21 protein-coding genes are annotated in these 19,630 nt (G+C 42.8%); 3 read left to right on the top strand and 18 right to left on the bottom strand.

The window, feature by feature from the left end; all coding sequences use genetic code 11:
- Window positions 1–26: 26 nt before the first annotated feature.
- From ACLGGR_RS08375 to ACLGGR_RS08360, 4 genes are read right to left on the bottom strand one after another with little or no spacing between them, the layout of a single operon-like run.
- Window positions 27–716: an ABC transporter permease gene (locus tag ACLGGR_RS08375; RefSeq protein WP_142945215.1), complete on the bottom strand. Its 690-nt coding sequence runs from the start codon at window positions 714–716 to the stop codon at window positions 27–29.
- A 21-nt stretch (window positions 717–737) separates the two neighbouring features.
- The gene (locus ACLGGR_RS08370; protein WP_410972872.1) at window positions 738–1,655 is read right to left on the bottom strand and encodes an osmoprotectant ABC transporter substrate-binding protein; all 918 of its coding nucleotides are present in this window, start codon (window positions 1,653–1,655) and stop codon (window positions 738–740) included.
- 13 nt (window positions 1,656–1,668) lie between these two features.
- Entirely contained in the window at window positions 1,669–2,322 is a 654-nt protein-coding gene (locus ACLGGR_RS08365) for an ABC transporter permease (RefSeq protein ID WP_024423488.1), read from the bottom strand.
- A 13-nt stretch (window positions 2,323–2,335) separates the two neighbouring features.
- Window positions 2,336–3,484, bottom strand: coding sequence for a betaine/proline/choline family ABC transporter ATP-binding protein (locus ACLGGR_RS08360; RefSeq protein ID WP_133744561.1), 1,149 nt, complete (start codon window positions 3,482–3,484; stop codon window positions 2,336–2,338).
- 269 nt (window positions 3,485–3,753) lie between these two features.
- On the opposite strand from ACLGGR_RS08360, the gene ACLGGR_RS08355 reads away from it, so the two are divergent.
- Window positions 3,754–4,290 carry a GbsR/MarR family transcriptional regulator gene (locus tag ACLGGR_RS08355; RefSeq protein ID WP_034280936.1) on the top strand — a complete coding sequence of 179 codons (537 nt, stop codon included), beginning with the start codon at window positions 3,754–3,756 and terminating at the stop codon, window positions 4,288–4,290.
- A gap of 55 nt (window positions 4,291–4,345) precedes the next feature.
- On the opposite strand, the gene ACLGGR_RS08350 is transcribed toward ACLGGR_RS08355, so the two are convergent.
- Entirely contained in the window at window positions 4,346–4,978 is a 633-nt protein-coding gene (locus ACLGGR_RS08350) for a MarC family protein (protein ID WP_142945218.1), read from the bottom strand.
- Between the two features lie 119 nt (window positions 4,979–5,097).
- Here ACLGGR_RS08350 and ACLGGR_RS08345 point away from each other — a divergent pair, with 119 nt between their 5' ends.
- Window positions 5,098–5,562 carry a hypothetical protein gene (locus ACLGGR_RS08345; protein WP_410972871.1) on the top strand — a complete coding sequence of 155 codons (465 nt, stop codon included), beginning with the start codon at window positions 5,098–5,100 and terminating at the stop codon, window positions 5,560–5,562.
- 15 nt (window positions 5,563–5,577) lie between these two features.
- On the top strand, window positions 5,578–6,042 hold the full coding sequence (locus ACLGGR_RS08340) for a GNAT family N-acetyltransferase (RefSeq protein WP_410972870.1): 465 nt from the start codon (window positions 5,578–5,580) through the stop codon (window positions 6,040–6,042).
- 22 nt (window positions 6,043–6,064) lie between these two features.
- Here the strand turns inward: ACLGGR_RS08340 and ACLGGR_RS08335 are convergent, their stop codons facing one another.
- The 13 genes from ACLGGR_RS08335 to ACLGGR_RS08275 form a co-directional block, all read right to left on the bottom strand.
- Window positions 6,065–6,346 carry a hypothetical protein gene (locus ACLGGR_RS08335; protein WP_142945220.1) on the bottom strand — a complete coding sequence of 94 codons (282 nt, stop codon included), beginning with the start codon at window positions 6,344–6,346 and terminating at the stop codon, window positions 6,065–6,067.
- Entirely contained in the window at window positions 6,343–6,711 is a 369-nt protein-coding gene (locus ACLGGR_RS08330; protein WP_410972869.1) for a zinc metalloprotease, read from the bottom strand. The genes ACLGGR_RS08335 and ACLGGR_RS08330 overlap by 4 nt, the downstream gene beginning before the upstream one ends.
- Window positions 6,708–8,105, bottom strand: coding sequence for a hypothetical protein (locus tag ACLGGR_RS08325; RefSeq protein WP_410972868.1), 1,398 nt, complete (start codon window positions 8,103–8,105; stop codon window positions 6,708–6,710). Before ACLGGR_RS08325 ends, ACLGGR_RS08330 begins: the two co-directional genes overlap by 4 nt.
- Window positions 8,077–8,844, bottom strand: coding sequence for an ATP-binding cassette domain-containing protein (locus ACLGGR_RS08320; protein ID WP_410972867.1), 768 nt, complete (start codon window positions 8,842–8,844; stop codon window positions 8,077–8,079). Before ACLGGR_RS08320 ends, ACLGGR_RS08325 begins: the two co-directional genes overlap by 29 nt.
- A 58-nt stretch (window positions 8,845–8,902) precedes the next feature.
- On the bottom strand, window positions 8,903–9,172 hold the full coding sequence (locus tag ACLGGR_RS08315; protein ID WP_075621754.1) for a hypothetical protein: 270 nt from the start codon (window positions 9,170–9,172) through the stop codon (window positions 8,903–8,905).
- Window positions 9,173–9,428: 256 nt separating this feature from the next.
- Entirely contained in the window at window positions 9,429–10,721 is a 1,293-nt protein-coding gene (eno, locus tag ACLGGR_RS08310; protein ID WP_003212752.1) for a phosphopyruvate hydratase, read from the bottom strand.
- A 31-nt stretch (window positions 10,722–10,752) separates the two neighbouring features.
- Window positions 10,753–12,288: a 2,3-bisphosphoglycerate-independent phosphoglycerate mutase gene (gene gpmI, locus ACLGGR_RS08305; protein ID WP_251215931.1), complete on the bottom strand. Its 1,536-nt coding sequence runs from the start codon at window positions 12,286–12,288 to the stop codon at window positions 10,753–10,755.
- Window positions 12,281–13,042, bottom strand: a complete 762-nt coding sequence (gene tpiA / locus ACLGGR_RS08300; RefSeq protein ID WP_017359213.1) for a triose-phosphate isomerase — start codon at window positions 13,040–13,042, stop codon at window positions 12,281–12,283. The genes gpmI and tpiA overlap by 8 nt, the downstream gene beginning before the upstream one ends.
- Before the next feature lie 30 nt (window positions 13,043–13,072).
- Window positions 13,073–14,257, bottom strand: coding sequence for a phosphoglycerate kinase (locus tag ACLGGR_RS08295; RefSeq protein ID WP_410972866.1), 1,185 nt, complete (start codon window positions 14,255–14,257; stop codon window positions 13,073–13,075).
- A gap of 213 nt (window positions 14,258–14,470) precedes the next feature.
- Entirely contained in the window at window positions 14,471–15,478 is a 1,008-nt protein-coding gene (gap, locus tag ACLGGR_RS08290; RefSeq protein WP_007500174.1) for a type I glyceraldehyde-3-phosphate dehydrogenase, read from the bottom strand.
- A gap of 31 nt (window positions 15,479–15,509) precedes the next feature.
- Window positions 15,510–16,547 carry a sugar-binding transcriptional regulator gene (locus ACLGGR_RS08285; RefSeq protein ID WP_142945227.1) on the bottom strand — a complete coding sequence of 346 codons (1,038 nt, stop codon included), beginning with the start codon at window positions 16,545–16,547 and terminating at the stop codon, window positions 15,510–15,512.
- Between the two features lie 309 nt (window positions 16,548–16,856).
- Window positions 16,857–18,230 (bottom strand): amino acid permease, encoded by a 1,374-nt coding sequence (locus ACLGGR_RS08280; protein WP_410972991.1) that lies wholly within the window; start codon window positions 18,228–18,230, stop codon window positions 16,857–16,859.
- Between the two features lie 139 nt (window positions 18,231–18,369).
- Window positions 18,370–19,563 carry an ornithine--oxo-acid transaminase gene (locus ACLGGR_RS08275; RefSeq protein ID WP_410972865.1) on the bottom strand — a complete coding sequence of 398 codons (1,194 nt, stop codon included), beginning with the start codon at window positions 19,561–19,563 and terminating at the stop codon, window positions 18,370–18,372.
- Between the last annotated feature and the right edge of the window lie 67 nt (window positions 19,564–19,630).

Below are 19,630 nucleotides of genomic sequence, written 5' to 3'. Positions count from 1 at the left end.
GGAGGTTTTGTCTTTTCAACCGTTTATTAAGCAGATGTGATGTTTTTTTCAGCTAACGCTTTTCTTTCTTTTTTCTTGTTTGTCGGGCTTAAATAGCGTTCAAGCCAGCCCATGGCAAGGTCAGCGATAATAGCCATGAGTGCAGTTGGAATCGCACCTGCTAAAATGATGGCTGTTCCGTTTGTGGCGTTTGACCCTCTGATGATGATATCACCAAGACCTCCCGCACCTACAAATGTTCCAATCGCTGTAATACCGATGGCGATGACCAGTGCGGTTCTTAAACCAGCCATAATGACTGATAAAGCAAGCGGTAATTCAACCATTCTCAGCACTTGCCATTTCGTCATCCCCATCGCTTTACCTGATTCTAAATAGGCATGTTCAATGCTGACAATGCCTGTGTACGTGTTTCTGATGATCGGCAGAAGCGAATATAGAAAGAGTGATAGGATGACTGTATTTGCGCCAAGTCCTAATACAAGCATCAACACGGAAAGCATCGCTAATGCCGGTATCGTTTGAATGACGTTTGTAATGGCGAAGACCCAATTGCTCAGTTTGCGGTAATGCGCCACAAAGATGCCTACTGGAATCCCGACAATCGCCGCAAACAACACCCCATACGCCGACATGAGAAAATGCCGATAAAATTCTTCTAACACATATGACCCGTTCTGCTGATAATACGTCCATAATTGCTGCAGTGTGTCCATCAGCCGTGACACCTCCCAATCTTACTCAAAGTAATTGTGTTTTTTCAGGAAATTCTTCGCAACGGTTGCTGGTTCTTGAAGCTCCCCGTCGACTTGGTAGTTGAGCTCTTGCATTTGTTCTGTATCGATTTTTCCGATCAGCCTGTTGATCACCTTATCAAGCCCTGGATTTTCTTTTAAGACTTTCTCCGGGACTACTGGCGATGCATCATATGGCGGGAAGAACCGTTTATCATCTTTTAAGATTTTGAGGTTATAGGCTTTGATTCGCCCATCTGTTGAATAGGCAAGCACAATATCCATTTTTTCATTCTTTAGAGCATCATAGACTAAACCAATCTGCATCGGATACGTGCTTCCAAATTCAATACCGTATGTTTTCACGAATCCTTCATAGCCGTCGCCTTTCTTTTTAAGCCAAATATTATCGACTCCAAATCGGTAATTTTTCGCATTCTTTTTCAAATCAGAGACCGTTTCTAACTTGTTTTCCTTCGCCATCTTTTGCGTCACAGCAAAGGCATACGTATTATCAAATCCATAAGAATTAAACCATTTGTAATCATAGCGTTTCTTAAATTCTTTTTGGACGATTTCCATCGCACGCTTCGGGTCTTTTTCCGCATCCATTCCAAGCGTGCTTGTTAAATCCGTGCCTGAATATCTTGTGGCAGAAATGTCTACATCTCCGTTTTCCATTGCTTTCTGCTGCACAGTGTTGGAGCCTAAGTTTTTCACAATGGTCGTCTTTTTATCAGTGTAATGTTCGATCATATCGCCAACCATATAGGCCATAATTTCTGATTCGGTAAAATTTTGTGCTCCAATTCGCAGCGTGCCCCCTGAGGAGCCGGCTAGTCCAGGAAGTGAACAGCCGCTTATCAATAGCAAGCATCCGGCAAGCAGTGCACTGATCCATTTTGTTTTTCGATTCTTCACATAAGCCAACTCCTTATGAAACTTCCTTCAATCCTTTTAAGCCTTCTGGTGTTACTTTTTTCTCTAGCTTCATTAATGATAAGTCGATGATGACTGCTAAAATTGTGACTGGAATCGCACCCGCAATAATGAATTCAGGCTGATATAGCTGAAGTCCAATCAAAATGTAGTCACCTAGACCGCCTCCACCGATAAAGGCTGCAAGTGTTGTCCAGCCAATCAAATAAATCGTTGACGTTCTGACACCTGCCATAATGACCGGTACAGCAAGCGGGAGTTCAACAAGACGAATTTGTTCCCATGTTGTCATCCCGATTCCTTTACCGGATTCAAGCAAGTTTTTGTTCACACCTTGAACCCCGGCATACGTATTTCTTAAAATAGGTAAAACCGAATAGAAAAAGAGAGCAACGATTGCAGGTATTTTCCCAACCCCCAAAATAGGAATAAAAAAGGCAAGAATCGCTAAACTAGGGAGTGTTTGAAAGATATTCACGACACCAATGATAAAACCTGCGCCTCGTTTCATTCGGGTGAGAACCACGCCTAAAGGAACGGCAACAAGAATACCGAGCACGACAGCAATTAAGGAAATATATAAATGCTCCCACATTTTTGTGAGGAGTTCCCCACCATTTTTCTCTAGAAAGTCGATGATTTGATCCATGTGTACACCTCCCTTAATTCATTTCAGTGACAGCCGCCGGCGTATCGTCTCCCCAAATGGAGTCGTACACAACATCTACAAGACTTGCACGTGTCACAATGCCTTTTAAGTGCCCTTCTGCATCCACAACCGGTACATATTTAATGCCGCGTATTAAGATTTTCCGGACAGTGTCTCTTAGAAGTGCGCCTTCTTGTACGGTATAGAACTCTGTATTTAAAATATCACCGACGAAAGCTGCTTTTCTGCGGTTCGCATCGATTGTTTCAATATCGATATAGCCCTTTAGCACATGATGTTCATCTACTACAAGCAAGGAATCGACCCGCTTTTCTCTCATGATGTAGATGGCATCTGTTAATGTTTTTTCAACTGTAATAGTGACTGGTGACGTGTTCATCATTTGTTCTACACGTTCCATATTCGGATTTGATTGAAGCAGACGTTCTTTTCCGATGAATTCTTCTACAAATTCATTGGCTGGGTTCCGCAGAATATCGTCAGGCGTACCTACTTGGACAATCTCTCCATCTTTTAAAATCACAATTCGATCAGCTAGTTTAATGGCTTCGTCCATGTCATGTGTGACGAATACGATGGTTTTATTTAACGTTTTTTGCAGTTTCTTAAATTCTTCCTGCAATGAATCTCGTGTGATTGGATCAAGTGCGCCAAACGGTTCATCCATGAGGATCAGAGGGGGTTCTGCTGCTAGTGCGCGAAGAACACCGATGCGCTGCTGCTGTCCTCCGCTGAGTTCATGAGGGTAGCGCTCTAAATATTCCGGTCCCATGTCGACAAGCTTCAGAAGTTCACGTGCCCGTTCTTTCCGTTTTTCTTCCGGCCATTTTAACAGCTTCGGAACAAGTGAAATGTTTTGTGCGATGGTCATATGGGGGAACAGTCCAATTTGCTGAATCACATAGCCAATTTCTCTTCTTAATTGGACTGGATCTTTTTTCATAATGTTTTCTCCCTCGATGAAGATTTTTCCTGAGGAAGGTTCGATGAGTCGGTTAATCATCTTCATGGTTGTTGTCTTACCACAGCCACTCGGTCCAATAAAACAAATAAATTCTCCTTTTGCTATTTCTAAATCAATATTTTTGACAGCCTTTTTTCCGCCTTTATACGTCTTAGATACATTCTCTAGTTTCAGCAAATGAGACACCTCCAATTAGTCGGATCAATATTTTCAGAAAATTTACACCTTATTTATTATAGTGCAAACTTTATAAAATAAAAAGTTTACGATGTGTTTGTATTGCATAACATTTATTTAAAATTTTCAGTTAACGGCTTGATAGATAGAGATCTCTCCTTTTTCCTCCAAATTACGAGCAAATACTCAATATTTATTGTTTTCATCAACAAACAGGTATATGATATATTGTGTTACAAATTGTCAGTCGTGAAGGGATGAATCGGGGAGTGGACAAGCTAGCGTTAGGCGCCATTCAAAAAGCACAGGATCATTATATTGAAAAAGCTGCCGAGAACATGAATGCCTTTGGTCTTTCTTCTACAGTGGGTAGAGTGCTTGGTATCATACACATGAACCGTAAACCAATGACGCTTGGAGAGCTATCAGAGGCGACAGGCATGAGCAAAACGAGAATGAGTCAAGTCGTTCGAGAAATGCTCGATTTGAATATTGCGGAAAAAGTTTATGAAAAAGGAATACGTAAAGATCTATATGACGTTGAGCAAGATCAATACCAAACGTTTATCTCCTTGTTTGCAGCCAATTGGTCCCGAGTTGTCAGCAAAAACCGCAAGGCACATAAGAAAACGTGCAAGGAATTGCTGGAACTGCTTGAACAGGACGACTTGCCAGAAGAGACAGAGGATAAAATCAATCTGCTTCTTTCAGAAATCAAGGAAAGTCTTGATTATTATGATTGGATTAGCCGCTTAATTGAATTCTTTGAAAGTGAAGAAGTGTTTAAGCATGTGCCGAAACCTTAAAAAAAGCTGTTTTATTTTACAACATTGTAGAAAAAAACAGCTTTTTTATATACACTTATGACATAAACATTGGAAACATCCCTTTTAAACCTGCGCCGATCATCTCAACTGCCACTACAGCAAGAATTAATCCCATTAACCGTGTCACGACATTCATCTCTGTTTTCCCCATTTTCCGCATAATGAAACTTGAATAATGAAAAGCATAATAGGTCATCGCCAGAACGATAACAATGCCGATTAAAATCGCCAACATGTGAAGCATTCCTTGACTTCCCGGGGTTAAGCTCATCACTGTAGCGATTGTACCGGGACCAGCGATGATCGGGATCGCCAGCGGCGTAACGGAGACATCTGCCTTCTCTTTGCTTTCTTCCTTTTCCTCAGAATGAGGATTTTGGACATGAGATTCCTTTGCATTCAGTAAATTGTAAGCGATACCAAATATAAAAATACCTCCGGCGATGCGGAGTGCATGAATATCGATCCCAAACAATTTGAAAATGAGCCTGCCTGCCAATAAAAAGGCAATCAGAATGATGAAAGAGACCACAATGGCTTTTTTGGCTGTCTGGGAGCGTTCTTTCTCTGTATATCCCTCTGTCAAGGTGATAAAAAGAGGCACGTTTCCAATGGGGTTTGATACAGCAAATAATGAAACCACGACATGAATCATAAAGGAAATCAACAGACACCCTCCTTTTTTCATAGTGTCTGCCAATCTAATGTGAATATTCCCTTGTGATGTTAAAACCTGTATATATTTAACCGATGTTAATAGAGGTTTTATTGAAAGGGGAATGACACATGAAGAAAACAATCACTATCGTCCTTCTATCTGTTGCGGTTTTAGGCGCAGCCGGCTGGATGGTTTGGCAGCAGCAGACCATCAAAGCAGCAGAGGAAAAACATCAGCAAGAAAGCAAAACGAACACTGAGCAGCTTTCGAAGTTAAAATCAGATCAAGCGGATATGAAGCATGAAACCGAAGATCAAAAAAAGAAACTGTCTACCATCACGAAAAAGCTCAAAAACGAAAAGAAAGCCTATCAAAAAGAAGTCAAGCAGCGTAAAGCGCTTGAGGCACAAATCGAGCAGCTTCAAAAAGAGCTGACAGCAGCAAATGCCACTGCTCAAGCGAATAAACAGAAAGCACAGGCTGCAAGGAAACCAACTGTGAAAAAAGACCCAAATGTCACTCACAATCCGCCCTCACAATGGGTACAGGATCAATATGATTGGGGTGTGAAACAAGGATATATTAAAGAATAGAAAGGATGAAAAAACATGATACACATTCGGCCATTGTCAGGTGATCAATCTGTCCCTATGGATCTTTTACTCTTAGCTGATCCTTCAAAGGAAAAGGTTCTTACTTATGCGCAATCCGGCTCTTGTTATGCCGCGTATCATGAACAGGACGTGATTGGTGTCTATGTACTTTTATCTCTGTCTCAGCAGACAGTCGAAATCATCAATGTCGCCGTGAAGGAATCATGGCAAGGAAAAGGAATTGGGAAGCAGCTGATCCGCCATGCCATTGCTGAAGCGAAAGCCGCCGGTTTTCACACGGTTGAAATCGGCACAGGCAACTCGAGCATTCAGCAGCTCGCACTTTATCAGAAATGCGGCTTCCGCATGACATCTATTGACCACGATTTCTTTCTTAAGCATTATGATGAACCGATTTTTGAAAATGGCATTCAGTGTATGGATATGGTACGGCTGTCACTCACTTTGCAAGCAGACTGATGTTTTGTTCCGTCTGCTTTTTTTATGTTCTGCGCTTTTTTACCACATGCTTCACATATTGAATGAAGAAATAAAGCGCGGCGCCAGCTAAAAAGCAGACAACACATCCAAAGAGCGTCGCCTCTGAACTGAATTGATACTCTTCAATTTTCATGATATAAAATGGCATGCCAAACATTGTTGGACTTGATTCAACATGATTGACCTCTAGCAGCAGTAAAAAAACAGGGGTCATAAACACAGCAAATACATACAGCATTGCAAGTGTTAAGCCGCTGGAAAACGAATGAAATACTTTAATCATCTCTTTCTCTCCTTCATCTCTTTTAAACTGGCTGTGATATTTTTCCCGTCTGGGCAAGCTGGATGCAGCATCACCGTATTTAGTAAAGAAAAAAACAGCAGCTGATGACTGACCGGATGCTTCCATATCATAAAAAGCACAATCGAACAAAGTACCGGAAAGAGCGGCCCTGCAAGTGCCACCATCATATTGAAGCTCGGCCGGACAAATGTTTCATGGACAACCGCCACATGCTTCCGATCAATCGTTATCACAAAATCAAAGAGCGGCCTTTTTTCGAATTTGTTACACACCATGACCATCAGCATATGACCGAGTTCATGTATCACCACAACCACTAGGAAACTACACACAAGCTCTATCATCGCAAGATAGGCCTCTTTAACATGACTGCATATATACAGCTATAAAATGCAAGTGAACCTAGCAAATAGGCGGCAGCGAGAAGATACACATCTGTCGAAAGCCACTTCAATAAAAGCATATCGATAAAGCTGAATACAGCAATCATCATCACGATGACAAACAATTTATTAAACTCACTGATCTTCACGAAAAACCCTGTACAGGCCGCCATGGCAGTGATCAACAAAATGGACAAACTTGCGAGGCCATGCCCTTCACTTTCAATGCCTATCACCAAAGATGCAAGCCCAATAAACACAAAATAGATCAACAAATTAATGGCGTAATAAAATAAAATTCTCGACAATAAATAAGCACCCTTTGATGTATTTAACATAAAGATGGCCCTTTGATTGATATGATATTCTCTGCCAATCATCAGCGGTAGCATAATCAATATTTCCTTTAATGCATACTGCACAATAAAGGCATACAGCCAGCCGGTTTCTACCGGTGTAAAAACAAATGGCAGCCCCGCCGTCAAACAAATGAGAAATAGAAACAAAATGCCCTGTTCTTTAAAAACAGCTGACCGGCTGAAATAGACCAATTCCTGCCGCATGTGCGTCAAAAAGGAAGATTGCGTTCTAATTTTCTTGTAAGAAAACGACTTCACCTCTGTTTTCAGCTGCAAAAACATCCGATGGACATAAGAAGCCGCTAACCCCTTCAGCCATAGCCAGCCAGCGCTTAGAAGGATCACCAGAAATATGAGATAGACTGATGGCCATACGCGGATCATCTCCATTGCTTTTTGCAAAAGGAGAAACACCAATAGATTCAACACCGCAAAGCCGAGCGTTTGCAGCAGCAAATGCTCTTTTGTTTTTGATACGAAATGGCTCACAGCAATCCGCATCACCATCCAAGAAGCAAGCGCAAACAGCGCCAGTACACAGCAAGTCATGCATACAGCCGTTATCCAATACAGAGATAGTGCCTGACCGCTGATCAAAAGGCCCAATACAATCGGTAAAAAAAGCAGTCCTACCATGAAGAAACAAAAGAGCACCGGAAAGAAATATACACAAAGGACAAATGGCACACTTTGTATCGCACTATTCAAAAAGTAGAATTGATATTCCTGGCGCTTTAATTTATTTCTGGATAACACAATGCCTGCGCCTAAAAGTAAAAGCGTCATTTTCATCAATTGGAGGTATAAAGCAGCCGGCTCGCTTTCTCCTGCCTGCATAAAAAAGCGCAGGCTGATGACGACGTATATCGCATACATGAGCAAGAAAAAAACCGCGGCTGCGAGAAGCTGGATAGGATACTTTTTTGCGAGCTGCTTTCCTTTTGTAGTCAGCATCCCCCATTCTATTTTATGAAGAACGTGTCGTGTCCAGATCATTGAGTAACCTCTCCACCTGCATATAGTAATCTCGATTTACTTCTTTATAAATCTCTTCAAGTGCCTGATGAGGAAATGTCTGATTCGTTTCTTGACGGGACATATCCAGCTTGACGTCACCATTTCTTAAGATCATGAGATGGTCATAAAGCGTATCACCAAAGCTCAAATGATGGGTTGAAATGAGAATGCCAGCGCCTTGATCTCTCAGCTTCATGAGCACCTTTTTTAAGATGATCATCATATCTGGATCAAGTCCGTTCGTTGGCTCATCGAACACATAATAATCACATGGCCTGAGTAGCTGGGAAATGATCTGCGTTTTCTTTTGATTGCCATGAGACAGCTGAGCGATAGGCTGATCCATATATGAACCCAGCTCAAACAGATCGATGAACGTCTCTTCCCGTGTGACATCTTGCTCATTTGGCAGTTGAAGTAATTGAAAGTATTCCCTCGGCGATAAATAATCGAACAACGAATGGTCGTCAGGAATATAGGAAACATGTTTTTTCAACATGGAGATATGTTCTGAGGATTGAAGGTTCAGCTGCTTACCATGTAAAGTGACGCATCCTATAAATGGTGTCAGTCCAAACATGGATTGGATCATCGTCGTCTTCCCCGCACCATTATGCCCCAAAAGAAGCAGGATCTGCCCTTTCTCGACATTCATTTGAATATTGCGGAGAGAGAAGGTGCGGCTATAGGTTTTTTCATTTAATTGTAATGTCAGCATCATGACCCTCCGTTTGTTTCAGATAGAACAGATGACCTTGCATCTGTTCTCATCCCTGTTAATAACCGCACTGGATTTTAACGTACATGCCTAATAATTTGAACTCTCCTAAAAATTTGGAGCCTCGTCCAAAGGTCTTGCATGCCCAAATCAATGCTCCAAGTGAAATAATACCCAATATAGCGGCAAGAACATAAATCCAAAATGCGTTTTTCTGTACATTCTTAGAAGCTAGAATTCGTTGCTTCCTTTCATCATATGCCGCCAATAGGTGAAGAACATACATATACACACCTACTGGAAAACGAAGGCTAAAAGGATTCAGCATCTCATCACCCCCTAATATATGTAAAATGATACCACCCACTTACAGAAAGCATAAGTTCATTTCAGATCATATTTTTAGTCGATTTTTCATGATTTAGTGCTTATAAATGGAAGGGTTTTGACTTCATCTCTAACTGAAGGAGGATTTTTTACAGAAATAGGATAAGCCAAATGAATTAGCCATCGGATTTCGCTCAACACAAAAAAACGCTGCGTCCCGCTCTCATGAAAGAGTGGAACGCAGCGCATAACTGACATTATTTATTCAAGTTATAGAATGTTGCAATGCCGTGATATTGTGCTGTTTCAGCCAATTGATCTTCGATGCGAAGTAATTGGTTGTATTTCGCCACACGGTCCGTACGAGACGGAGCACCTGTTTTGATTTGTCCAGCGTTTGTTGCCACAGCGATGTCTGCAATCGTGCTGTCTTCAGTTTCACCAGAACGGTGAGAGATAACAGCTGTGTATCCTGCGCGTTTTGCCATTTCGATTGCATCAAATGTTTCAGTTAATGTACCGATTTGGTTTACTTTGATTAGGATTGAGTTACCAACGCCGTTTTTGATTCCTTCAGAAAGCTTCTTCGTATTCGTTACGAACAAGTCGTCTCCTACTAGCTGAACCTTGCTGCCAAGGCGCTCAGTTAATAGTTTGTGACCTTCCCAGTCGTTTTCATCAAGACCGTCTTCAATAGAGATGATTGGGTATTTCGATACCATATCTTCATACCAGTCAACCATTTCAGCAGATGTTTTCACAACACCTTCGCCTGATAAATGATATTTACCGTCTTCTTTGTTGTAGAACTCAGAAGATGCAGCATCCATTGCAAGTTTCACTTCTTCACCTGGTTTGAAGCCAGCTTTTTCGATCGCTTCAACGATTGTTTGAAGTGCTTCTTCGTTAGAACCAAGGTTTGGAGCGAATCCACCTTCGTCACCTACAGCTGTGTTTAGGCCTTTTGCGCTTAATACAGATTTCAGGCTATGGAAGATTTGAGCGCCCATGCGAAGTGCTTCACGGAAGTTCGGTGCACCTACAGGCATAATCATGAATTCTTGAATGTCTACGTTGTTATCCGCATGCTCTCCGCCGTTGACGATGTTCATCATCGGTACTGGAAGCGTTTTGGAGTTGAATCCACCAAGGTATTGATAAAGTGGAATTTGTAAGAAATCAGCAGCCGCACGTGCTACAGCGATAGATACGCCAAGGATTGCGTTTGCGCCTAATTTCCCTTTGTTTTCTGTTCCGTCAAGTTCGATTAACATTTTGTCAATCGCTACTTGTTCTGTTACATCAAAGCCTAAAAGCTCTGGTGCAATGATTTCGTTTACGTTGTTTACAGCTGTCAGAACACCTTTTCCAAGGTAACGGTCTTTGTCTCCGTCACGTAGTTCTACTGCTTCATATTCACCAGTAGAAGCACCACTTGGAACAAGCGCACGGCCAAAGCCGCCAGATTCTGTGTAAACTTCTACTTCAACTGTTGGGTTACCGCGAGAGTCTAATACTTCGCGTGCATATACGTCAACAATGTATGGCATGTTTAATTTCTCTCCTTTTGAATCAATTTTTTTATTTCTGAATTAATGATGTTCCTGTCATCTCTTTTGGTTTTTCAAGACCAAGTAAGTCTAAAAGCGTTGGAGATAGATCGGCTAAAATACCGCCTTCTCTAAGCGTCGCACCTTTTTTCGTCACGATGACTGGTACAGGATTCGTTGTATGTGCAGTATGCGGCTTTCCTTCTTCGGTAATGAGCACGTCTGCGTTACCGTGGTCTGCCGTGATGATGGCATGTCCGCCTTTTGCCAGGATTGCGTCGACTACAGCTCCTAAGCACTCATCTACTGCTTCAATAGCTTTGATTGTTGGCTCAAGCATACCTGAATGACCAACCATATCCGGGTTAGCAAAGTTCAGAATGATCGCATCATGCTTGTCAGCATTGATGTCTGCAACAAGTGCATCCTTTACCTCATAAGCGCTCATTTCCGGCTTGAGGTCATAGGTTGCCACATCTGGTGAATTGATTAAGATGCGGTCTTCACCAGGAAATTCTTCTTCACGTCCACCACTCATAAAGAACGTCACGTGAGGATATTTCTCTGTTTCAGCAATCCGCAGCTGTTTCAATCCATTCTGAGCAAGTACCTCTCCTACTGTGTTATCCAAATTCACTGGTTTGAAGGCAACATAGCCATCTACCGTTTCACTGAAGTGTGTGAAGCAGACGAAGTGTAAATTCTTCGGATGAGCTTCTCCGCGGTCAAACGAGCGGAAATCTTCATTTGTGAAAGTGTTCGAGATTTGGATGGCACGGTCTGGACGGAAGTTATAGAAAATCACAGAGTCACCGTCGTTTACTTTGGCAACCGGCTCACCATTTTCTCTCGTAATGACGGATGGAATAACGAATTCATCGTAGATTCCATTTTCATAGGAGTCATCAACGACATCATAAATGTTTTGATAACTTGGGCCTTCACCATACGCCATCGCGCGGTACGCTTTCTCCACACGATCCCAGCGTTTGTCACGGTCCATTGAGTAATAGCGTCCAGAAAGTGTTGCCACTTCACCGACACCGATTTCTTTGATTTGTTCTTCCAGCTGTTTCAAGTACACTTTGGCTGTCTTCTGACCAACATCACGTCCGTCCAAGAAGCCATGAATGTATACCTTTGTTAAGCCTTCTTTTTTTGCCAGCTTCAGCAGGGCAAAAAGATGCTGGATGTGACTGTGCACACCGCCGTCTGACAAGAGACCAAATAAATGAAGCGCCTTGTCATTCTCTTTTGCATACGTCATTGCATCTAGGAACGTTTCGTTTGTCTCAAATTCCCCATCACGAATGGCAACATTCACTCTTGTTAAGCTTTGATACACAATGCGTCCTGCACCGATGTTCAAATGCCCAACTTCAGAGTTCCCCATTTGACCTTCCGGGAGGCCTACTGCCTCACCTGAAGCCGTTAAGGTTTGATGCGGAAATTCGTTCCAGTAGCGGTCAAAGTTCGGTTTTTTTGCTTGTGCGACAGCGTTACCGACTGTTTCGCCTCTTAAACCGAACCCGTCTAAGATGATTAATGCAGCTGGTTTCTTACTCATATTGACCTTCCTCCAATAATTGAACGAAAGACTGAGGTTCTAAGCTTGCGCCGCCTACCAAAGCACCGTCAATATCGGATTCTGCCATATATTCTTTAATATTTGCCGGCTTCACGCTTCCGCCATATTGAATGCGAAGGCTGTCTGCCGCTTCTTGACCAAATTCGCTTGCAACGGTTTGGCGGATGTGTGCGCAAACATCGTTTGCATCTTTCGCTGTAGAAGATTTTCCTGTACCGATCGCCCAGATTGGCTCATATGCAATAACAGATTCAGCGACTTGCTGCTTCGTTAAACCAGCTAGTGCCTTCTTCACTTGATCAGCGACAAGTTCATTTGTTTTGCCAGCTTCACGCTCTTCAAGCGTTTCACCTACACAAATAATTGGAACGATGCCATGCTTGAATGCAGCATGTGCTTTTTTATTGACTGTTTCATCAGTTTCAGCAAAAAATTCACGGCGCTCTGAATGCCCAATCACTGAATAGCCGATGCCTAGATCTTTTAGAGCAGCAGGGCTGATTTCACCAGTGAATGCACCATTTTCTTCAAAGTGCATGTTTTGTGCACCAATTTTAAGGTCTGTTCCGTTTGAAAGGCTGTTTAGCTTTTCAAGGAAAAGAGCTGGCGCACAGACAATGGATTCCACTTTGTCAGGAGATGGAATAGATGACTTGACTTCTTCAACGAAGCTGACTGCTTCGCCAAGTGTTTTGTTCATTTTCCAGTTCCCAGCTATAATTGGTTTTCTCATGATTGACACTTCCTTATAGCAGTTTTGGTCTTATTTATCGTTTAATGCAGTAACACCAGGAAGTTCTTTGCCTTCCATAAATTCAAGTGAAGCGCCGCCGCCTGTAGAAATATGGCTCATTTGATCGGCAAGACCAAATTTCTCAACTGCTGCTGCTGAATCTCCACCGCCAATGACAGAATATGTACCTTTTGCTTCTGCCAGTGCTTCTGCGATTGCTTTTGTTCCTTTAGCGAATGCATCGATTTCAAATACACCCATTGGTCCGTTCCAGACAACAAGTTTGCTGTTTTTAATAACGTCAGCATACTTCTCTCTTGTCTCTGTTCCAATATCAAGTGCTTCTAGATCACTTGGAATTTCAGAGATTGGCACAATGCTTGTATTCGCATCATTTGAAAAGTCGTCGGCTACCAGAACGTCTGTTGGAATCAGGAAGTTCACGCCTTTTTCTTTTGCACGGTCCATAAAGGATTTCGCTAAATCTACTTTGTCTTCTTCTAATAGAGATTTCCCTACTTCGTGGCCTAGTGCTTTCACAAATGTGTAAGCAAGTCCGCCGCCGATGATGAGGTTGTCCACTTTATCAAGAAGACTTTCAATTACACCGATTTTATCCTTTACTTTTGCGCCACCGATAATCGCTGTAAATGGGCGATCAGGGTTTGAAATGGCTTTTCCTAGAACCTCAAGCTCTTTTTGCATGAGGAAGCCTGAAACAGCCGGAAGATAAGCTGCAATACCAGCTGTGGATGCATGTGCACGGTGTGCAGCACCGAACGCATCATTGACATACACATCGGCTAAATCAGCAAATGCTTTTGATAATTCAGGATCGTTCTTTTCTTCACCAGGATAGAAACGAACGTTTTCAAGCACTAGCACATCTCCTTCTTTTAAGTCAGAGATTTGCTTTTTCACGTTGTCGCCGTAAGCTTCATCTGCTTTTTTCACTTCTTTTCCAAGAAGCTCTTGCAGACGTATTGCCACAGGTGTCAGACGCAGTTCTTCAGTAACTTGACCCTTCGGACGACCCAAATGACTAGCTAGCAGTACCTTTGCGCCTTGTCCTGTTAAATACTCAATCGTTGGTAATGCTGCGCGGATACGAGTATCATCCGTCACTTCGCCGTCCTTCATTGGAACGTTAAAATCTACGCGGCAGAACACAACTTTACCTTTTACGTCAATGTCTTTTACTGATTTCTTATTCATGCTCGTCAGGAGATCCTCCTTTATTCTGGTTTCCTTACGCATTGGACAAGTCTCTCTTTATCCTTTTCCCATTTTGCCCTCATCAAAACGAGAAATCGTGCAGAACGGATAAATACAGAGAAAAAGGGAAAGGGATGCTTCCCCTTCCCTTGTCCGTCTTCATTATATCGTGTCTCTAGGAAAGAACCAAGTGAGTTCCTTCAGTGTGAGAAATTAAAGACCTTGTTTTGCAATGTAAGCTGCAAGGTCAACAACGCGGTGAGAATATCCGCTCTCGTTATCGTACCAAGAGATCACTTTCACCATGCTGCCTTCCATTACCATTGTAGAAAGAGCATCAATTGTTGAAGAGTTTGCATTACCATTGTAGTCACCAGATACTAATGGCTCTTCGCTGTAGCCAAGGATTCCTTTAAGTTCTCCTTCAGCTGCTTCTTTAAGTGCTGCATTTACGTCTTCAGCTGTTACATCTTGGTTTAATTCAGCAACAAGGTCAACTAAAGAAACGTTAGGTGTTGGAACACGCATAGCGCCACCATTTAATTTACCTTTAAGTTCAGGCAATACAAGTGAAACAGCTTTCGCAGCACCTGTAGAAGTTGGGATGATGTTTTCCGCAGCTGCACGAGCACGACGGTAGTCTTTGTGCGGAAGATCAAGAATTTGCTGGTCATTTGTGTATGAGTGAACAGTTGTCATCATACCGCGTTTGATACCAAATTTATCGTTAAGTACTTTTGCAAATGGAGCTAAGCAGTTCGTAGTACAAGATGCATTAGAGATGACATCGTGGCTAGCTGCATCGTATTTGTCTTCGTTTACACCCATAACGATTGTGATATCTTCTTCGTTAGCAGGAGCAGAGATGATGACTTTTTTAGCGCCAGCTTCTAAGTGTTTCGCAGCGTCTGCACGTTTTGTGAAGAATCCAGTAGATTCAACAACGATTTCTACGCCTTGTTTACCCCAGCTTAATTTCGCAGGGTCACGTTCAGCTGATACTTCGATTGTTTTACCGTTCACTACTAAGTTTGTACCGTCTACAGAAACCTCTGCATCTAGTTTTCCGTGAACAGAGTCATATTGTAAAAGGTGTGCAAGCATGTTAGCATCTGTTAGATCGTTAACCGCTACTACCTCAACTTCAGGATTATTTAATGCTGCACGAAATACGTTACGTCCAATACGTCCAAATCCGTTAATACCGACTTTTACTGCCATGATGTTTCCTCCTTTTATAGGTCACAATGTTTTATATTGAGGGATCAATTGACTCCCTTAATAACTCTTTTGCGGCTCCTTCGTCTGTGACGAGAACCGTTCGGCGTGGTTTTTTGAAATAAGCTTCAATAGCCCCCGCCTTTGATGATCCACCTGCAACAGCAATGATGTGTGGAATGCTTTCTAGATCATCTAGCTGCATGCCGACGGAGTGCACTTTGTGTACGACCTCACCATCACGATTAAAGTAATAGCCAAAGGCCTCTGTCACTGCGTCATGCTCATCAATCTTTTTTAAATCTTCAGCTGGTGTATTTCGTCTCATCGCCATTGTTTTTGCTTCACCAATACCATGTATAAGCATCGTGGACGATTTAATCGTTTGAAGCACTTCTTTGACGGACGGCTCTTCAATAATGGAAGAGTAAGCACCTTCTGACAGCTGCCCTGGAACAAACAGCAGTTTGTAAGTACCGGAAGCTTTTTCAGCCATGTGGGCACAAATGGTGTTTGCCTGATTTTTTACATTCTCCCCAAGACCGCCTCTCGCAGGGACAAACATCATATCGCGGTTTTTGGCATCAGGGGTCATCATTTCGGCAACGGCTTCCATCGTCGTTCCGCCAGTGACGGCGACGATATTATTTCCAGTAAACCTTTTTTTCATGCATTGAACAGCAGCTCTCCCCATTTCTTGCTTCACCCACGGGGATTCATCACTGTCACCAGAAACGATCATGACTTCTTCCAGGCCTAACTTTCTCTTTAATGTATTTTCCAAAAAGGTTAAACCTAAAACGTCCTTCATCATTCCTTCAAGCATTTCAAGCAAAGCGTGACCCTCACTCGTCAGCATCATGCCGCTCGTTTTGACATCCAGCAGATTTTGTTCTTTTAAAAACTGAACTTCAGCTCGTAAGATGCGCTCACTGATACCAAGACTCGTCGCAAGACTTCTGCGGCCAATTGGTTCAGCTAATCTGATGTACTGCAAAATGTCGTAGCGTTTTTGCATAACAATGAGAAGATCTGGCAATAATTTTTTTTGAGCTTCCAATAAATGATTCATGGCTAACGACCCTTTCTTTTCACGTTGGACTAAAAACGTCCCACTGTGACAAAAAACGTCCCGCCACAGCCAAAAAAAATCAATCCCTGCTTTCTTTAATTATTTTAACAGGATAATCTTGCATTTTCAACTCTTACAAACACATTTAGACAAAAAATAGACACATTTTCACCAATAACCTGCTTGTCATCAAGGTTCTGGCTATGATATTTCTTTTCAAAATATTTATTTTCTTTTATATAAAATGTATTCATGATTGAAAATGTGCATGCTGGTGAGATCAGCATGCACATTTTTTTCAGGATCTGCTTATGTTTTCGTGATGGTTCCAAGCTGTTTTGCCTCTTCCTTCGGTTTGATTTTGAGATAATAAATGATGTAGCAGGCGGCCATGAACGGGATTCCGCAATAAAGACCGATCCGCTGATCCTCGATAAAAAATAAGCTGATGAGAACGATGCCAAATGCGATAAAGCCTGCTAATGGGACAAATGGATAGAGCGGTGTTCGAAAGACAAGATCCTTTACATCTCCGCCCGCCTTTATGAATTGTTTTCTAAAGAAATACTGGGACAAACAAATCGACATCCACACCACAACAAGGACCATACCAGAAATTGAAATGAGCCACACATACACCGTTTTTGGTGCCACAACACTTGTCAGCAGGGATAGTGCAGATACGACCATTGTCACCAATAGCGCATTGATCGGAATTTTACGCTTGGACAGCTTTTTCGTAAAGTCAGGTCCTTTCCCGTCTTTCGAAAGCGCCCAAAGCATACGTGATGATGCATATAGTCCAGAGTTTGCTACAGATAAGACCGCTGTGATGATGATAAAATTCATGATATCTGCAGCATATGGTATGCCGACCTTGTCCAGCACGACGACAAACGGGCTGTCGACGGTGCCTGCTGTCTGCCACGGAAGAAGTGCGGCCAGAACCGCAATGGATAAAACGAAAAAGACCATCGTTCTCCAAATAATATTTCGTATAGATCGCGGCAATGTTTTTTCAGGGCTTTCACTCTCTCCTGCGGCAATCCCGACGAGTTCTGTTCCTTGAAAGGAGAAATTGACCGTGACCATGGTTAATAAAATAGCAAAAACGCCGTTAGGAAATAGTCCGCCATGATCCGTCAAATGACGAAATAGAGGAGCTGGTTCTCCATCTTTCAGATGAATCATTCCGAAAATTGCGCCAATTCCAATGATAATAAACAATAGGATGGCAGCGACCTTAATGGCTGAAAACCAAAACTCGGTTTCAGCGAAGCTGCGAGCTGAGATGGCATTCACGGCAAATAAAATCACGCTAAATGCAAGACACCACAGCCAAACAGGGATATCTGGGAACCACCTTTGGAGCAAAATGCCTGCTGACGTAAACTCCAGTCCTATTGTACATGCCCAGCTAAACCAATAAAGCCAGCCGATCATAAAGCCTGTGGACGGACCTATATATTTGGTTGCATACTCCTGAAAGGAACCCGCTGTCGGCATCGCCACTGCTAATTCTCCAAGACACAGCATCACCAAATACATTAACAATCCGCCAATGATAAAGGATAGAATGGCTCCCCCGGGTCCAGCCTGATGGATAATGAGTCCTGACCCAAGGAAAAGACCAGTACCTATGACGCCTCCTAAGGCAATCATAAAGAGATGCCTGCTTTTCATGGAACGCTCTAGTTCATTATGCTGCTCTTGCTTCAATTCATTTTCCCCACTTTCACTCTTCTATTCATCATCCTTTGACAAAATTCGCTGTTCGTTGAAAGAGAAAGGGAGAAAGTGAAGGTTTCTCCCCCTTTGACACTTATGCTTGAAATAATGCTTCAATATGACCAATCGCCCAGTCTAGGTCTTCTTTAGATATTGTAAGAGGCGGTGCAAAGCGGATGACGGTCTCATGGGTTTCCTTACATAACAGTCCTGCTTGTTTCAGCTTCTCACAATAAGGTCTTGCTGCCTCTGTCAGCTCCATGCCGATAAATAATCCGCGGCCGCGCACTTCCTTGATGACAGGACTTTGAATGCGCGTGAGTTTGTCTTTTAAGTATTCGCCAAGCTCCATAGAACGCGCTGCAAGGTTTTCGTCGATTAGGACATCCAGTGCAGCCAGCGACACCGCACACGCGAGAGGGTTTCCACCGAAGGTAGAGCCGTGAGATCCAGGGTTAAACACACCTAATATATCGCGGTTTGCTACCACACACGAGATTGGGAATACACCGCCGCCTAAAGCTTTCCCAAGAATCAGCATATCTGGCTCAATGTCTTCCCAGTCACATGCAAACATCTTGCCTGTTCGCGCTAATCCGACCTGAATTTCATCCGCAATGAACAGCACATGTTCTTTTTCACAAAGCGCCTTCGCTTCCTTCAAGAAGCCTTCTAGCGGCATGACAATTCCCGCTTCACCTTGAATAGGTTCGATCAGAAAAGCCGCTGTTTGTGGTGTGATGGCTTCACGTAAAGCTTCAATATCTCCGTAAGGAATGAGTTTAATGCCTGGAAGCATTGGACCGAAACCTCTTTGATATTCTGCTTCAGAAGAAAGAGAAACAGCCGTCATTGTTCTGCCATGGAAGTTTCCAACGCACGCAATGATTTCTGCGCGATTGTCTTCGATTCCCTTGACGTCATAGCCCCAGCGTCTTGCTGCTTTTACAGCTGTTTCTACAGCCTCAGCGCCAGTATTCATCGGGAGTGCCATCTCTTTATTCGTCAGTTGACAAATTTTCTCATACCAAGGACCAAGCTGATCATTGTGAAAGGCTCTTGAGGTCAGTGTCACACGATCTGCCTGTTTTTTGAGCGCTTCAATAATGCGGGGATGGCGATGGCCTTGGTTCACTGCGGAATACGCACTCAGCATATCCATATATCGATTGCCTTCAGGGTCTGTCACCCAAACTCCCTCAGCCTCTGAAATCACAATTGGCAGCGGATGATAGTTTGCCGCACCGTATTGTTCGGTTTGTTGAATCAATTCATTTGTCTGTGTCATCGTCTATTCCTCCTTCTATAAGCTAGCCTCTTTTTCATTAGGTTTATCTACACACATATGATATGCA

This window comes from Bacillus sp. BD48 (assembly GCF_046566805.1).
In the GTDB taxonomy this organism is placed as follows: domain Bacteria; phylum Bacillota; class Bacilli; order Bacillales; family Bacillaceae; genus Bacillus; species Bacillus safensis.
The sequence above is the reverse complement of the archived record's forward strand: the minus strand, read 5'-3'. Positions and strand labels throughout refer to the sequence as shown.

Excerpts from the sequence above, each read along its gene's own strand:
- ACLGGR_RS08375 (WP_142945215.1), bottom strand. The coding sequence starts at position 716 with ATGGACACACTGCAGCAATTATGGACGTATTATCAGCAGAACGGGTCA.
- ACLGGR_RS08365 (WP_024423488.1), bottom strand. The coding sequence starts at position 2,322 with ATGGATCAAATCATCGACTTTCTAGAGAAAAATGGTGGGGAACTCCTC.
- ACLGGR_RS08345 (WP_410972871.1), top strand. The coding sequence starts at position 5,098 with ATGAAGAAAACAATCACTATCGTCCTTCTATCTGTTGCGGTTTTAGGC.
- ACLGGR_RS08340 (WP_410972870.1), top strand. The coding sequence starts at position 5,578 with ATGATACACATTCGGCCATTGTCAGGTGATCAATCTGTCCCTATGGAT.
- ACLGGR_RS08335 (WP_142945220.1), bottom strand. The coding sequence starts at position 6,346 with ATGATTAAAGTATTTCATTCGTTTTCCAGCGGCTTAACACTTGCAATG.
- ACLGGR_RS08330 (WP_410972869.1), bottom strand. The coding sequence starts at position 6,711 with ATGATAGAGCTTGTGTGTAGTTTCCTAGTGGTTGTGGTGATACATGAA.
- ACLGGR_RS08325 (WP_410972868.1), bottom strand. The coding sequence starts at position 8,105 with ATGATCTGGACACGACACGTTCTTCATAAAATAGAATGGGGGATGCTG.
- ACLGGR_RS08320 (WP_410972867.1), bottom strand. The coding sequence starts at position 8,844 with ATGCTGACATTACAATTAAATGAAAAAACCTATAGCCGCACCTTCTCT.
- ACLGGR_RS08315 (WP_075621754.1), bottom strand. The coding sequence starts at position 9,172 with ATGCTGAATCCTTTTAGCCTTCGTTTTCCAGTAGGTGTGTATATGTAT.
- eno (WP_003212752.1), bottom strand. The coding sequence starts at position 10,721 with ATGCCATACATTGTTGACGTATATGCACGCGAAGTATTAGACTCTCGC.
- gpmI (WP_251215931.1), bottom strand. The coding sequence starts at position 12,288 with ATGAGTAAGAAACCAGCTGCATTAATCATCTTAGACGGGTTCGGTTTA.
- tpiA (WP_017359213.1), bottom strand. The coding sequence starts at position 13,042 with ATGAGAAAACCAATTATAGCTGGGAACTGGAAAATGAACAAAACACTT.
- ACLGGR_RS08295 (WP_410972866.1), bottom strand. The coding sequence starts at position 14,257 with ATGAATAAGAAATCAGTAAAAGACATTGACGTAAAAGGTAAAGTTGTG.
- gap (WP_007500174.1), bottom strand. The coding sequence starts at position 15,478 with ATGGCAGTAAAAGTCGGTATTAACGGATTTGGACGTATTGGACGTAAC.
- ACLGGR_RS08285 (WP_142945227.1), bottom strand. The coding sequence starts at position 16,547 with ATGAATCATTTATTGGAAGCTCAAAAAAAATTATTGCCAGATCTTCTC.
- ACLGGR_RS08280 (WP_410972991.1), bottom strand. The coding sequence starts at position 18,230 with ATGAAAAGCAGGCATCTCTTTATGATTGCCTTAGGAGGCGTCATAGGT.
- ACLGGR_RS08275 (WP_410972865.1), bottom strand. The coding sequence starts at position 19,563 with ATGACACAGACAAATGAATTGATTCAACAAACCGAACAATACGGTGCG.